General features: G+C 68.2%; 22 protein-coding genes. 16 read left to right on the top strand and 6 right to left on the bottom strand.

Annotation, left to right across the window (positions count from 1 at the left end):
• The first annotated feature begins 301 nt into the window (after positions 1-301).
• From AC067N_RS33560 to AC067N_RS33545, 4 genes are all read left to right on the top strand, one after another.
• Positions 302-772 (top strand): hypothetical protein, encoded by a 471-nt coding sequence (locus AC067N_RS33560; protein ID WP_478682697.1) that lies wholly within the window; start codon positions 302-304, stop codon positions 770-772.
• Between the two features lie 84 nt (positions 773-856).
• Entirely contained in the window at positions 857-1576 is a 720-nt protein-coding gene (locus tag AC067N_RS33555) for a hypothetical protein (RefSeq protein WP_478682696.1), read from the top strand.
• Positions 1573-2052 (top strand): hypothetical protein, encoded by a 480-nt coding sequence (locus AC067N_RS33550; protein ID WP_478682695.1) that lies wholly within the window; start codon positions 1573-1575, stop codon positions 2050-2052. Before AC067N_RS33555 ends, AC067N_RS33550 begins: the two co-directional genes overlap by 4 nt.
• A gap of 2 nt (positions 2053-2054) precedes the next feature.
• A complete protein-coding gene (locus AC067N_RS33545) occupies positions 2055-2273 on the top strand; it encodes a hypothetical protein (RefSeq protein ID WP_478682694.1) in 219 nt (72 codons plus the stop codon).
• Positions 2274-2354: 81 nt separating this feature from the next.
• On the opposite strand, the gene fxsA is transcribed toward AC067N_RS33545, so the two are convergent.
• From fxsA to AC067N_RS33525, 4 genes are all read right to left on the bottom strand, one after another.
• Positions 2355-2534: an FxSxx-COOH cyclophane-containing RiPP peptide gene (fxsA, locus tag AC067N_RS33540; protein WP_478680103.1), complete on the bottom strand. Its 180-nt coding sequence runs from the start codon at positions 2532-2534 to the stop codon at positions 2355-2357.
• 277 nt (positions 2535-2811) lie between these two features.
• Entirely contained in the window at positions 2812-3183 is a 372-nt protein-coding gene (locus AC067N_RS33535) for a DUF6221 family protein (protein ID WP_478682693.1), read from the bottom strand.
• Positions 3184-3263: 80 nt separating this feature from the next.
• Complete coding sequence (locus AC067N_RS33530) at positions 3264-3665, bottom strand: hypothetical protein (RefSeq protein WP_478682692.1); 402 nt, start codon at positions 3663-3665, stop codon at positions 3264-3266.
• Between the two features lie 107 nt (positions 3666-3772).
• The gene (locus tag AC067N_RS33525; RefSeq protein ID WP_478682691.1) at positions 3773-4222 is read right to left on the bottom strand and encodes a Panacea domain-containing protein; all 450 of its coding nucleotides are present in this window, start codon (positions 4220-4222) and stop codon (positions 3773-3775) included.
• Positions 4223-4615: 393 nt separating this feature from the next.
• On the opposite strand from AC067N_RS33525, the gene AC067N_RS33520 reads away from it, so the two are divergent.
• The 3 genes from AC067N_RS33520 (at position 4616) to AC067N_RS33510 (ending at position 5729) form a co-directional block, all read left to right on the top strand.
• Positions 4616-4900 carry a hypothetical protein gene (locus AC067N_RS33520; protein ID WP_478682690.1) on the top strand — a complete coding sequence of 95 codons (285 nt, stop codon included), beginning with the start codon at positions 4616-4618 and terminating at the stop codon, positions 4898-4900.
• A gap of 105 nt (positions 4901-5005) precedes the next feature.
• The gene (locus AC067N_RS33515; RefSeq protein WP_478682689.1) at positions 5006-5248 is read left to right on the top strand and encodes a hypothetical protein; all 243 of its coding nucleotides are present in this window, start codon (positions 5006-5008) and stop codon (positions 5246-5248) included.
• A gap of 109 nt (positions 5249-5357) precedes the next feature.
• Positions 5358-5729, top strand: a complete 372-nt coding sequence (locus AC067N_RS33510) for a helix-turn-helix domain-containing protein (protein WP_478682688.1) — start codon at positions 5358-5360, stop codon at positions 5727-5729.
• 218 nt (positions 5730-5947) lie between these two features.
• Here the strand turns inward: AC067N_RS33510 and AC067N_RS33505 are convergent, their stop codons facing one another.
• Both AC067N_RS33505 and AC067N_RS33500 read right to left on the bottom strand, forming a co-directional pair.
• Positions 5948-6589 (bottom strand): GIY-YIG nuclease family protein, encoded by a 642-nt coding sequence (locus tag AC067N_RS33505; RefSeq protein WP_478682687.1) that lies wholly within the window; start codon positions 6587-6589, stop codon positions 5948-5950.
• On the bottom strand, positions 6586-8073 hold the full coding sequence (locus AC067N_RS33500; RefSeq protein WP_478682686.1) for a peptide deformylase: 1488 nt from the start codon (positions 8071-8073) through the stop codon (positions 6586-6588). The genes AC067N_RS33505 and AC067N_RS33500 overlap by 4 nt, the downstream gene beginning before the upstream one ends.
• Before the next feature lie 526 nt (positions 8074-8599).
• Here AC067N_RS33500 and AC067N_RS33495 point away from each other — a divergent pair.
• The 9 genes from AC067N_RS33495 (at position 8600) to AC067N_RS33455 (ending at position 11259) form a co-directional block, all read left to right on the top strand.
• Positions 8600-9055 carry a hypothetical protein gene (locus AC067N_RS33495; RefSeq protein ID WP_478682685.1) on the top strand — a complete coding sequence of 152 codons (456 nt, stop codon included), beginning with the start codon at positions 8600-8602 and terminating at the stop codon, positions 9053-9055.
• On the top strand, positions 9052-9273 hold the full coding sequence (locus tag AC067N_RS33490) for a hypothetical protein (RefSeq protein ID WP_478682684.1): 222 nt from the start codon (positions 9052-9054) through the stop codon (positions 9271-9273). Before AC067N_RS33495 ends, AC067N_RS33490 begins: the two co-directional genes overlap by 4 nt.
• Complete coding sequence (locus AC067N_RS33485) at positions 9273-9602, top strand: hypothetical protein (protein ID WP_478682683.1); 330 nt, start codon at positions 9273-9275, stop codon at positions 9600-9602. Before AC067N_RS33490 ends, AC067N_RS33485 begins: the two co-directional genes overlap by 1 nt.
• Positions 9602-9760: a hypothetical protein gene (locus AC067N_RS33480; protein ID WP_478682682.1), complete on the top strand. Its 159-nt coding sequence runs from the start codon at positions 9602-9604 to the stop codon at positions 9758-9760. The genes AC067N_RS33485 and AC067N_RS33480 overlap by 1 nt, the downstream gene beginning before the upstream one ends.
• A gap of 174 nt (positions 9761-9934) precedes the next feature.
• A complete protein-coding gene (locus tag AC067N_RS33475) occupies positions 9935-10168 on the top strand; it encodes a hypothetical protein (RefSeq protein WP_478682681.1) in 234 nt (77 codons plus the stop codon).
• On the top strand, positions 10168-10359 hold the full coding sequence (locus AC067N_RS33470; protein WP_478682680.1) for a hypothetical protein: 192 nt from the start codon (positions 10168-10170) through the stop codon (positions 10357-10359). The genes AC067N_RS33475 and AC067N_RS33470 overlap by 1 nt, the downstream gene beginning before the upstream one ends.
• A 156-nt stretch (positions 10360-10515) precedes the next feature.
• Positions 10516-10704 (top strand): hypothetical protein, encoded by a 189-nt coding sequence (locus AC067N_RS33465; RefSeq protein ID WP_478682679.1) that lies wholly within the window; start codon positions 10516-10518, stop codon positions 10702-10704.
• Between the two features lie 86 nt (positions 10705-10790).
• Entirely contained in the window at positions 10791-10964 is a 174-nt protein-coding gene (locus AC067N_RS33460) for a hypothetical protein (RefSeq protein WP_478682678.1), read from the top strand.
• A 106-nt stretch (positions 10965-11070) separates the two neighbouring features.
• Positions 11071-11259 (top strand): hypothetical protein, encoded by a 189-nt coding sequence (locus tag AC067N_RS33455; RefSeq protein WP_478682677.1) that lies wholly within the window; start codon positions 11071-11073, stop codon positions 11257-11259.
• Position 11260: the final 1 nt, after the last annotated feature.

Below are 11260 nucleotides of genomic sequence, written 5' to 3'. Positions count from 1 at the left end.
TCGTACACCGTCGAGGCCCCGGAGTGAGTGGCCCGCCGCACTGGCTGGCCTACGCGTGCATCGCATCGCTGTGGGTGGCGGCCGGCTGTGTGGTGGTGGCGGGTGTGGCGGCGGTCGTCGACTGGCTCTGGCCGCAGCAGGCCCGAGACGGGCCAGAACGGGGCCTCTCGCGGCCGAACAGCCCGCACGGGACCGGAGCCCGCCAGGGCCGGGAGAACGGCGCTCAGAGCTTCCGTTCCGCTCCGCGACCCCAACCCACCCCAGGAACCCGCACAAACCCGACACTGAAAGGACCCTGACCATGGGCCAGTCCACAGACGGCATCCTCGCCTACGGCTACGACCTCGGCGAAGGCTTCGAGAAGATCCAAGAAGCAGGCGAGTACGGCGAACTCCCGCCCCTCACCTGGTTCGACCCCGAGCACACCGACGACCTCATCGAAGCCGCCGAACTCCACCTCCTCGCCCAGATCACCGGGTTCACCGAAACCGACTGGAACGCCGACGGCTACTTCGACCGCCAGCGGAAGGCCAAGGCCCGACTCGGCGTCCAGTTCGAAACGTACTGCTCCGACTCCTGCCCGATGCAGATCCTCGCCGCCAAGGTCATCACCGTCCGCCGTGGCGCAGTCGAGGACATCGACATGACCGCGCTCGCCGTCGAACCCGAGATGAACGGCTGGGACGAGAAGCTCCGCGCCGCCCTCACCGCCCTCGGCATCACCCCAACCCAGACCGAGCCGCGCTGGCTCCTGGCCTCCTACTGGGGCTGACCTGCCGTCATGCCGCCTCTACCACCGGGCCCGACACCCCCGCCTGAGCCCCTGCCCGTGCCACACCACCCCCCGGAGACCCACATGACCGATCCCGAAGCGTGGCTTACCGACCCCCGCGAACGCCTCCTCGCCGCCATCGACCGCACCTGGGCGCGCGGCGAACTCGGAGCCACCCCGGAGCAGCTCGTCGACGACTACGCCAACTGCCATCACAGCTTCCCCGACCCCCACCCTGCGCCCCTCACCCACATCGGCAACTGCCGACACTGCGGCACCAGCTACCAGCAAGCGAAGGACGGCATGAGCATCTACGGCAGCATCGAACGCATCGGCGCAGACGGCGACCCCGAACACCTCGGCCCACCCTGGGTGTACCAGGGCTCCCACATCCTCCCCGCCGAACACGACCCCCGCGACGGTGTGATCGGCCTCGCGGAAATCCCCTCCCACATCACCCGCGACGGCCGCGACGACCAGCCCGAAGACGGCACGCCATGGCCGTGGCTCCGCCTCCACCTCACCACGCCAGGCGACCCATGCGTCGTGATCAACCCGGCACAGGCCCGACACCTCGCCGAAGCCCTGCACGCGTGGGCCGACCAGGCCGACCCGCCCGAGTTCGGTGGCGGCCCCCACTGGTGGATCCACTGCCGCTTCCCCACCGGCGCCGGCATCTGCGGTCCCGGCAGCAGCGACCGGAAGGCGGTCGTCGCCCAGCTCGCCGGCTACCGGGAGCGGCACCCCGAGAACACGTACCGGCTGGTACGCGACACCACCACCAGCACCGTGGAGGACGCATGAACCAGCGCATCCCCCTCGACCACCTGACCAGCGACGCCCTCGACGCCCTGTACGAGCAACTCGACGCCCTCCAGGCCGTGGCGCGCGACTACTGCCCCGAATGCGGACGCGGAGACGCCGGCCCCACAGCGGAGCACTGGGAACAGCAGCGGCGGCGCGCCGACGAGGCAGAGGCGCAGCTCCGCCTCGTCGACGCCATGCGGCAGCAGAACCTGGACGCGGCAGCCGCCGCCACCCAACGCGCCGAAACCGCCGAGGCCGCCGTCGACCGGGTCCGCGCCCTCGCCGAGTTCACCCGCAACCACACAGCCCCCGGACGCGACGACATGTCACTCGCCCAACACGAGCTGGCCTGCGCGATCCTCGACGCCCTCGACCAGCCCGGCCCGGCATCGACCCAAGCGACCGAACCCGCCAGATGGCTTCACGCAGGCACCCGCGACCTGTCCATCACCGACACGACGAAGGAGAACTGACCATGGGATGGGGATCCGCCTACAGCCTGTTCAACACCATGGCCGACGCGCTCATCGAGGCCAACGCCAGCGACGAGATCAAGGAACGCGCTCTCACGAAGGTCATCGCCGCGCTTCAGGAAGACGACTGGGACACCGAACTCGACAGCCTCCAGTCGTACCGCCACGACCCGGCGATCGTCCGCGCGTTCGCCGCTAACGACGTCGTCTGGCCCGAGTAGCCGGTCCGGTTTGACGGGCGTGCCATCCTCAGACGAGAGCCCCTCGCCCACCCCGTGCGAGGGGCTCCGTCACGCCCAAGCTCACACCGACGACTGGAACGCCGCCACCGCCACCCGCGACGGCCCCCGCTTCTCAACCCCCGCGGCCACAGCCCGCGTCAACGCCGGCGAACCTGCTGACTGTCCAGCGAGGCGTACCAGCGGCACACGCTCCGGACCGTCGGGGGTGGGCTGCTCGTCGGGGAGGTGGATCGTCTGCATGACCGTCTCGCTCTCGTGCGCTGGTGCCGCAGACGGTACCGGGAGCCGCCTCGTGGCATCCTGGAGGTGTGCGCTGATCCCGGCCTGTGCCGGGGGTAGGCATGCTCCGCCCGCTCGTCGTGGGCCTCGTCTGCCGGGATACGGTCGGAACCAGGGAACTGGATCCTTCCCGCCGTCGAGCGGGTTGTGGCCCCCGGAGACGACGAAGCGCCCCACCTCGGCGAGTTCGAGGCGGGGCGCTTCTGCGTGCGGGGCGGTCAGCCCCAAGCAGTGTCACTCACGGCGCCCACTCCTCCCGGTATCCATCGCGGTCACTGTAGGGCAGAGCAAGCAGGCGCAGCGTCTTGCAGGGGTAGAACGGCCCCTCGTCGCCCACGTCCGGGTCTTCGCAGACCATGCACACGTCACCGTCCACGTACTCCGTCTCACCGGGCTCGTGCAGGGTGAGCAGCTTTCGCTTGGCGTCGATCTCGCGGAGCACCCGAGCCGGACCCCACACCGAGCGGCGCCACTCCGGCGGCTGCACCGTGCCCTCCACCCACTGCCCACCGATCCGACGGCGGGTGGTCGTTGTGCGCCTCAGCGCTTCCTCGGCCTCCCGCTGGTCCTCGTTGAGGCATGCGGTCAACCACTCCACAAGATCAACCACTAGGCGGCTCCTCCAGGTCGTCGTCGGCCCTCACGAGGCGGAGACTAGCGACGAAACGGTGCGCCGTTTCCTCAGTCAGGCTAAGTGTGCTTCTTCTTGGCTGGCCAGATCTCGTGCTCAGGATCCCACCACAAGATCGAGAACTCGTTCTGGTTGCGGATGCCGTAGAGGCGCGGCTTCCCACCCAGGGCCAGCCGGCTCAAGCCGTCGATGGCGTCATACCCGAGCTCGGCGAGCCGACGAGGAGCATCACGGTTGGGGCACCGACTCATGTCGCTGTAGTCGGACCCTAGCCCGCTGTCAGAGCTCCGCTCATGGAAGACCTGGTTGACCGTCATCGACTCAAACTCGCGAAGCTTGGTGATCAGCAGCTTGTGCTGCTCGGCCGTGATCTTTGTAAGGCACCATGGGCCATCCAGGTCGACCCTGTCGAACCGGAAGCGCATCATCGCCTGACGCTGGCTTCCGAGCGGTGTCTCCACAGGCCGTCGCTCACGCCGACCACTCACTGCAGCGGCGACAGGCACCCGGCCCCCAGTCTGGGCGCCTGCCTTCGGATTGCGCTTTCCGTCCCCCTTGCGCCCCACGCTCAGCCGTCCGTCCCCACGAGACCGTCGTAGTACTCGTACATGGCCGCCGTAGTGATCTCAGCGTTGCTGTTAGCCCCTGGAGGTAGCTGACCGCGGGCATCCTTCCATGGCGCCTCGCGATGGGTAAGTTCGCTCAGTTCGTGAGCCGGTCGGGCACTGTAGAAGTCCAGCACGATGTCGATGTTCCCGGACTGCCGCTCGGTGAGTCGTGCAGGATCACCCTTCGAGATCATCTCGGGCGTCACCGTGAAGTGGCCGCGGTGCTCGTTGTACAGGTCGCGCACGACGGGCCCATTGGCCCAAGCCTCGATGCGCTCGGTGAAAAGTGGCTTCTCGTCCCAGACCAACGTCCAGGCTTGCGAGTAGTAGCAGAGCTTCTGGAGCTTCATCGCGGACATAGCCCCCTGCTTCTGCAGGATATACGCCGCCACATCGTGGACGGTTGCCATGATCAAACTCCTTCTTGCGCCTCCACTCACCGTAGACGAGCCGCCCCCAGCTGCGACTCGACGGGCCCACGGGAAGGGCAGCGCATCCCCCAGAAAGTCCAGGCTATCGGGCCTTCAGTAGCCAGTGAAGGCCGCGGGTGAAGGCCTGGACAACCTATGACGAAACGAACGCCCGTGCGACCATCCGCCCCCTACGGGCCACCCTGGAGACCGCACGTCCATGTACAACAACGGCCGACCAAAGGAGCCATTTGATCACTCGGCGGGACACCCAAACGGCGGGCCGCAGCAGCACAGAGCACCTACGAAAGTCTCGAGACTTTCGTAGGTGCCAAGGCAGCCGCGCTACCCTCAGACCACTGGTTGTGGGTGTCGTAATTTTGGGGTCGAGCTATGAGCAGCGAACCGTGGACCATCGAGTCAATCCGTGACGCGCTCGGCAACCCCGCACTCGCCCAGCGCTTCCTCTCCGAGATCAACCGGGCACCCGCCCACCAGCTCCTCGGCGTCTTCGCCAAGTGGGAACGCATCGCGAAAGACGCCGTCGCCGCAGTCGAACGCGGCCGGGACATCGCCGCAGCTGAGGCCCGAGGCGAAGACCCGACGGCAAACTGGACCGACGCGACAGACCGCGTGGCTGACGACGCTCAGCGCATCCGCAGGCGCGGCGCCGCCTGAGGCAACACGTCACACACCCCGTCACCCATTCGCTACACTCCGCTTCATCAGGGGACGTGGCCGTGGTGACAGGAGTGAACGTGATCGCAGGAAGGCGCCGCGCCGATGTACCGCCTCAAGTACGACCCCGCCGCCGAAGCCGTCCACGAGGCGAGGCCGCCGGCCGCGAGTGAAACCCTCACCCTCGCACTCGCCGACGCCTGCCACGACCCGATCGGCGTCACCCAGCCCTACGGCGAAGACGACGGCGTCGTGCGGATGATCGTCACCGAACACGCATTCGCCGTGGTGATGATCGGCCAGACGTTCAAGACGGTCACAGTCCTGCAGATCACATACCTCGGCTGACACCACCACGCCCCCTCGTCCGGACGGCGGACGAGGGGGGCATTCGTGTGCGCAGCCTGACTGCAGACCCGCGGCCCGGCATGATGCTGCAACGCACGGAGGGGGCAACATGACAGACGAAATGATCGGCATCGCAGGCCTGATCGACCACATCAAAGACCAGCACGGCGTGAACGAGTCACAGATCGCACGCCGCATTGGAGTCTCCCCGGCCGCCGTGAACGCTTGGGTCCACCGCATGCGCGGCTCCGGCCGAGGACCCCGCCCAGACACCCTCCGCAAACTCGCAGCAGAGTTCGCACTCCCCGAAGACACAGTCTTCGCCGCAGTCGACCGGAAGACCCCTGGACCGGTCAACCCCCAGGCAGAACAGCGACTCCTCGAACTATTCAAGAGCCTCACCGCGGAACAGCAGGAGATGGTGGAAGTCCAACTCCGCGGCCTCGTCCAGCACAACCAGCGCCGCGGAATCATCCCCTGACAGGGGAGCCGCCGCCCCGAACGACGGAGCGGGGGCACCCTGATGCGATCACCCAGTCGAGGGACTGTCGCGACCCCCACGCCAGGCGTACCGTGGGCGATCCGCCTGGGGGCCAGTCCCGCAAGGGATTGACGGCCCGCTGCTCCGTCGAGCAGCGGGCCGTACCCACGTAAAGCGCCCCCGTCTCCGATCGGAGACGGGGGCGCTTCGGCGTGCGGTCAGGCGGCCTTGGCGATCTGCTCGGCCCTCGCTCCCGAGACGCCCAAGAGTTGACCAACCTGCTTCCAGGTGAGGCCCATGTCCTTGAGGCCGATCACCGTGTTCCGCTCAAGGGCAAGAGCCGCACGATCCCCTTCAGCCAACTCCTGGCGCGTGTTACGCACTGCGTGGTAGCGATCTTTCGGATCCTCTATCGCGTCCAGCTCAGAGAAGGCAATACGAACGGCTTCGTCGAACTCCTCGAACTGCAACGGCGGCGCCGCCTGCGCCAGCTCTGCGGACGCCAGCATGGCGGCGAACTCGTCCGCTGGCATCTTCTTCTTCGTCGGCGTTGGTGCCGGCTGGGCCGGTCGTGTGGCGGGCGCGGCCCTGATCCACGGCTCCTTCTCGACTGCGGATCGCACGGCTTCCACCGGATCGCCATCGAAGACGAACCACTCGCCGTGAGATCGGAGTGCCTTGAAGTGGCGGTGAAGACCAGTCTCCAGTTCGTGGCCGCCGGGGTGAGTCCACAGCGCCTGCAGCGGGACTGGTGACATGCGCTGGATGTCGGCGACACGCTTGGCCAGGTTCGTGGTGCGCCCGATCTTCACGGTGTTGCTGCCGGGCGTGCCCAGCACGTAGACGACTTCTCCGGTCACTTGGCCCCCTGACCGTAGCTCCAGCTGCTGCCCGTCCCTCGGTACTCGGAGACGGGGATCGGCTGGACGCCTTCGCGCATCCGTGAGCGGTAGAGCATGCCGTGCAGGTGGTCGACTTCGTGGGCGACGAGTCGGGCCATGCCGCGCTCGAAGATCGTGATTCGCTCCTGGCCGTCGATGTCCGTGTGCTCGACGCTGATCGCTAGTGGACGGGGGACCTTGCCGCGCACGTCGAAGAACGACAGGCAGCCCTCGTACTGCTCGTCCGTCTCTCGTGACTCCTCGACGATGCGCGGGTTGAACAGGGTGATGGACTCGCCGTCGGGGGAGCGGACGATCGCGGCGGCCCGGTCGATGCCGATCTGCGTCGCGGCTACGCCCATGCCTTTGCCGAAGACGTGCACGGTGGAGGCCCGTTCGGCTGCGGAGATCAGTTCGGCGACGACCCGGCGCGCGTCCTCGGCCTCGTCGGGCAGGGCGAACGGTCGCGCGGTCTTGGTCAGGATGGGGTCGCCCTCCTGAACGATGCCGACCGCGTGCATCCTCTCGCTCGCGGTCGCTTCGGGCTCCAGTACGTGCAATGCATCCTCCTGATTTGGGCGGGTTCGGAACTTCCATTCAAGGCGATAACGGGCGTGCAGGGGTGGGTCTTCGGTCGACCACGAGAAGACGCGTCGGTCGTCTTCTTCGGTGCGGCGGATCGCGGTACGGAACGGCATAGCCTCGGCGGTCATGCTCGTCTCCGTGCCCCAGACGATCGGGTCGAGGTCGGCGGGGAAGTCGAGGCGGACGCTCATGCGCTGCGTTGGCAGGCGAACCGCGCGCTGGAACCACGAGCCCCACTTCTCGTCCCCGACGGTGTAGCTGTACTCCAGCCACACCGACTCGCCTGGGTACAGCGGGTACTGGCCGAAGATTAGCCACAATTCCTTGAAGGCGTCGCGGTCGTGCTTCACCCGCCACGTCAGTGGCTCGCCGTCGATCGACGCGCTGAGGCCGATCTCTTCCCACGTCAGCGGGTTCTCGCGGTAGTGCTGGTTCGAGCGCTCGGGGTCTCCCGGGTAGCGGTCGACGGAGATCCGGACCAGGTATCGGGTGACCGGGTCGGGGCTGTCGTTGTAGAGCTTGCGACGCTGGGTGGCCCGGTAGGTGCGGCCGTCGTAGTAGAGGGTGGTGTCCTCGTGCTCGACGATCAGGCTCGTGGCGTGTGACTCGTCGCCGTTCGGTGCCGGGTGCGTGGCCGGCGCCTTGCCGGTCGCCTCCAGGTCGCGGAAGGTGCGCCGCAGGGCGCCGCCGGCCCGGAGGATGTCGTCGGCCTGGCGCGCGAACGCGGCGGACGGGGCCAGCTGCCCGCCCTCGACCTTGGACACGTAGGACGGCGTGTACCCGACCTTGCTGGCGAGCGCTGACTGCGAGAGACCCCGCACGTCCCGCCAGTACTTGAGCTCGGCGACGAACGCCTCTGCTGCTGCCTGCTCCGGCATGGCTCCCCTGCCTGTGCCTGTGATTGAGGTGTGAGTGATCGACTCTCAGGCTGCCGTCACACCCAAGCTTGGCGGTGTGCTCAACGGTGAGAGGCGGGGCCGTCGGCCCCGCAGCACTCCGAGGAGCGATCTTGACGGCAGAGCCCAGAGATTACGAGGGCGTGACTGGCGGCTTGTCCGGCCGCCTCGGGAGCTCGTCTGTCTCATGTGTGAGCCAGCGGAAGAACCCGTTGATGTGTGCGTTCAAGGTGGAGTCCACCTCGGCGACGGCTGCCTTGGCGCGCTCAAGCAGCTCGGGTTCCGGGCGGTATGTCTTTGCGGGGATTCGGTGGACTCCATGGGGCATGCCGAAATCTTCGCATGGTGGATTGCCACCGGTCCATAGGCCGGTCTATGGTGGTGGAGTTCCACCACGGAGCTGTCTTCCACCAGCACCCGTGCGCACAAATGAATGTGGCCCTGCCCTGGGCTTCCACACACCAGGACAGGACCTGCACGACCTCCCTGACGTAACCAAGGAGTCGGCATGACCAACCATACCGGTGCGCCCATGCGCGCCTATCCCCCCGCTGAGCGGGCGCTGAGCTTGACCCTCGATGCTGAGGTGATGGTCGATTCGGACACCGGCGCTCTGTCGCTGGTCGCCTCGACCGATCCGCAGCTGTCCGACCTCGCCGAGGTGTCGCCGTCCCGTCTGCGTGAGCTGATCGCGGCAGTCCGCACCAACCTCGCCGACTTCGAGCGGCTGGCGGACGAGTACGAGGCCCGCGAAACGCTGCAGGCGCTGCTCGCCGAGCACGGCCTGCGTGTCGAGGAGTGGGACACCGCCACCCTGGACCCGCGGCTGCGGGACCACATCCGTGCCGTGTACGACCCGACCGAGGGCGACGGCCGTACCGTCATCGTCCCCGCCGGGCAGGACCCGATCGAGCGCCTCGCGGCCGTCCGCCGGCTCGTCGCGGGTCTGGGTGGTGCGTCGTGAGCGCCCCGACCGAGCCCTTGTCGCCAGCCGCTGCTGAGGCTCTGCGGAGCCTGGAGCTGCGTGTTACGGCGGTCCGCTACCTGGATGCCGCCGAACACTGCCGGGCCCTGGCCGAGGCCGCTGACTTCGATGGCTGTCTGGCGGTGCAGGACGAGATGGCCATGTGCCGCTGCCAGCTCGCGAAGGCCGGCCGCCTCGACCTGATCGGGGTGGCGTGATGGCTGACCAGGTGTATGTGCGGCGCTGGCAACAGGCCGCGCACCAGGCGCTCGGCGAGTTCCTCCGGGCCGGGCTGCCCGGTGTCACGTGGACGATCGCGACGACGGGGGCGCTGGTAGCCGATGTGGATTCGCTGACGTCGACGCCGGATGAGCAGCGTGCGACGTTTGCCGCCTGGGCCCGGCACCTGAACGCGGACGTGACCCCCGAGCGGGTCAGCTCCGATGGTGCGATCCACCTGTACGCCAGGTTCTCGTGGCAGGGCGAGCGTGTCCGCGGCGCGATCCGGGCGACGATCTTTCCGCCGTTCGAGGATGGGGGCGCGTGATGGCCCGCGAGATCCTCGACTCCTTCCCGGCTGGCGGCCCGCGCGGGTCGTGGCCGGCGGAGGAGAAGGCAGCGGAGCTGACCGCGGCTGGCACTCCGGCGACGGTCCGCATGGACCTGGACTCGGATTCGTTCCTCGTGGTCCCGCAGGCCGACTGATGCCCCGGCGGCTGGTTTCCCGATTGGGATGGCGGCGTCTGCGACGCCTGCCGCTAGCAACCACCCCTTCTAGACCGCCGCAGGCGGCGGGATGACACCGAATCCCCCGCGGCCCCGCCGCCTACGGCTTCCCACACCACCCGAACTACCCGAGAGGGCTTACGAGCCATGTCCATGATCCTGTTCGATGCCGATCTGTCCGCCAGCGAGCTCGGTGTCCGCCGCCGCATGAGCGCGACGGTCGGCGAGATGGTCGACTCCGCTGTGGCGGACGTGTTCGCGGATTACGTGACCGCCCGGGCCGCCGGCGACGTGGAGCAGATGCTCCTCATCCTCGACCACGCCGCCGCCATCGACCGTTCCCTGGTCGACGAGCTCCGCGGCTTCGACTACCCGGCCGCCGCCTGATGGGCGTCTGGCGGAACCGGCAGGAAGGCGGGGCCGGGCGTACCGACGACAACCGCGGCCCCAAGCCCACCCGCGCCTGGCAGTCCACCGGGCCTGGCGAGACCACCTTCAACGGCGTCACCCCCAACCCCAGCCCCCGCCAGGGCGAGGACGTCCGCCTCTACCGGCGCCGCGGCGTCACCTCCAGCTAGCCCTAGCCACCAACAACCCAAGAAGGAGCCAGCGTGCGCTTCAAGGCCGCCTATGAACGCGTCATTCCGAACCCGAGCCGCTACGAGGTCTACCGCGGCAAGTGACGACCACTTAACGCCGCCACCACACCGCTTCACATCCCGGAAGGAACCCCCATGCGCAAGTGGAACACCACCGTCACCGTGACCGACTCCCAAGGCCGTACCGGCACCGCCACCACCCCTGTCTGCGACGACGACGAACAGTCCGCCGCCACCGGCATCGTGGGCAAGCTCCGCGACCAGGGCTACGAGACCAGCCACATCGTCGTGACACCCGCCGGCAACTGCGACCACCAGCACTGACCGGCCGCCCGCCCCGCCCGTCTCGCAAGGGCCGGGTCGAGGAGAACCATCCAGCGCTCCAACCACACCGACGAGAGGACCAGCTCATGCCGAAGTGGGCACTCACCGCGACCAGCCGCACCGGCCAGAAGGTCAACATCATCACCGGCGCCCCCACCGACACCATCACCGTCCACGACGAGGCCGACCTCGACCGGCGCCTCAAGGCCGCCGACTCCGACCCCCGCGACCTCGACGTCACCGTCGAACGCCTCAGCTGACCGGCTGTCGGTAACCCACGGCCCACGTCCCACCCCGGTACGCGGGCCCTGGAAATCCGGCCAGCCCCACAACCCCTAACCCGATCCGACCCGAGACGAGGTCGTCATGCCCCGCATCTTCCGCTGGCTGCTCCTCGCAGCCGTTCTCATCGTCGTCGGCTTGTGGCCGGCCGCCGCCGCCCCGATCACTCTCGCCGCCACCGGCGCGGCCGTGATCCTCGCCGCGATCCCCGGACCCGTGCTCCTTGCTGCTGGCGTCATCGCCTGGCTCCACCACCGACCCGCCACCGCCTGAC

Source organism: Streptomyces sp. NPDC042364 (assembly GCF_056437585.1).
Note: the sequence above shows the minus strand (reverse complement) of the source record. Positions and strands in the feature narration are given on the sequence as shown.

Excerpts from the sequence above, each read along its gene's own strand:
- AC067N_RS33560 (WP_478682697.1), top strand. The coding sequence starts at position 302 with ATGGGCCAGTCCACAGACGGCATCCTCGCCTACGGCTACGACCTCGGC.
- AC067N_RS33555 (WP_478682696.1), top strand. The coding sequence starts at position 857 with ATGACCGATCCCGAAGCGTGGCTTACCGACCCCCGCGAACGCCTCCTC.
- AC067N_RS33550 (WP_478682695.1), top strand. The coding sequence starts at position 1,573 with ATGAACCAGCGCATCCCCCTCGACCACCTGACCAGCGACGCCCTCGAC.
- AC067N_RS33545 (WP_478682694.1), top strand. The coding sequence starts at position 2,055 with ATGGGATGGGGATCCGCCTACAGCCTGTTCAACACCATGGCCGACGCG.
- fxsA (WP_478680103.1), bottom strand. The coding sequence starts at position 2,534 with ATGCAGACGATCCACCTCCCCGACGAGCAGCCCACCCCCGACGGTCCG.
- AC067N_RS33525 (WP_478682691.1), bottom strand. The coding sequence starts at position 4,222 with ATGGCAACCGTCCACGATGTGGCGGCGTATATCCTGCAGAAGCAGGGG.
- AC067N_RS33520 (WP_478682690.1), top strand. The coding sequence starts at position 4,616 with ATGAGCAGCGAACCGTGGACCATCGAGTCAATCCGTGACGCGCTCGGC.
- AC067N_RS33515 (WP_478682689.1), top strand. The coding sequence starts at position 5,006 with ATGTACCGCCTCAAGTACGACCCCGCCGCCGAAGCCGTCCACGAGGCG.
- AC067N_RS33510 (WP_478682688.1), top strand. The coding sequence starts at position 5,358 with ATGACAGACGAAATGATCGGCATCGCAGGCCTGATCGACCACATCAAA.
- AC067N_RS33500 (WP_478682686.1), bottom strand. The coding sequence starts at position 8,073 with ATGCCGGAGCAGGCAGCAGCAGAGGCGTTCGTCGCCGAGCTCAAGTAC.
- AC067N_RS33495 (WP_478682685.1), top strand. The coding sequence starts at position 8,600 with ATGACCAACCATACCGGTGCGCCCATGCGCGCCTATCCCCCCGCTGAG.
- AC067N_RS33485 (WP_478682683.1), top strand. The coding sequence starts at position 9,273 with ATGGCTGACCAGGTGTATGTGCGGCGCTGGCAACAGGCCGCGCACCAG.
- AC067N_RS33480 (WP_478682682.1), top strand. The coding sequence starts at position 9,602 with ATGGCCCGCGAGATCCTCGACTCCTTCCCGGCTGGCGGCCCGCGCGGG.
- AC067N_RS33475 (WP_478682681.1), top strand. The coding sequence starts at position 9,935 with ATGATCCTGTTCGATGCCGATCTGTCCGCCAGCGAGCTCGGTGTCCGC.
- AC067N_RS33470 (WP_478682680.1), top strand. The coding sequence starts at position 10,168 with ATGGGCGTCTGGCGGAACCGGCAGGAAGGCGGGGCCGGGCGTACCGAC.
- AC067N_RS33465 (WP_478682679.1), top strand. The coding sequence starts at position 10,516 with ATGCGCAAGTGGAACACCACCGTCACCGTGACCGACTCCCAAGGCCGT.
- AC067N_RS33460 (WP_478682678.1), top strand. The coding sequence starts at position 10,791 with ATGCCGAAGTGGGCACTCACCGCGACCAGCCGCACCGGCCAGAAGGTC.
- AC067N_RS33455 (WP_478682677.1), top strand. The coding sequence starts at position 11,071 with ATGCCCCGCATCTTCCGCTGGCTGCTCCTCGCAGCCGTTCTCATCGTC.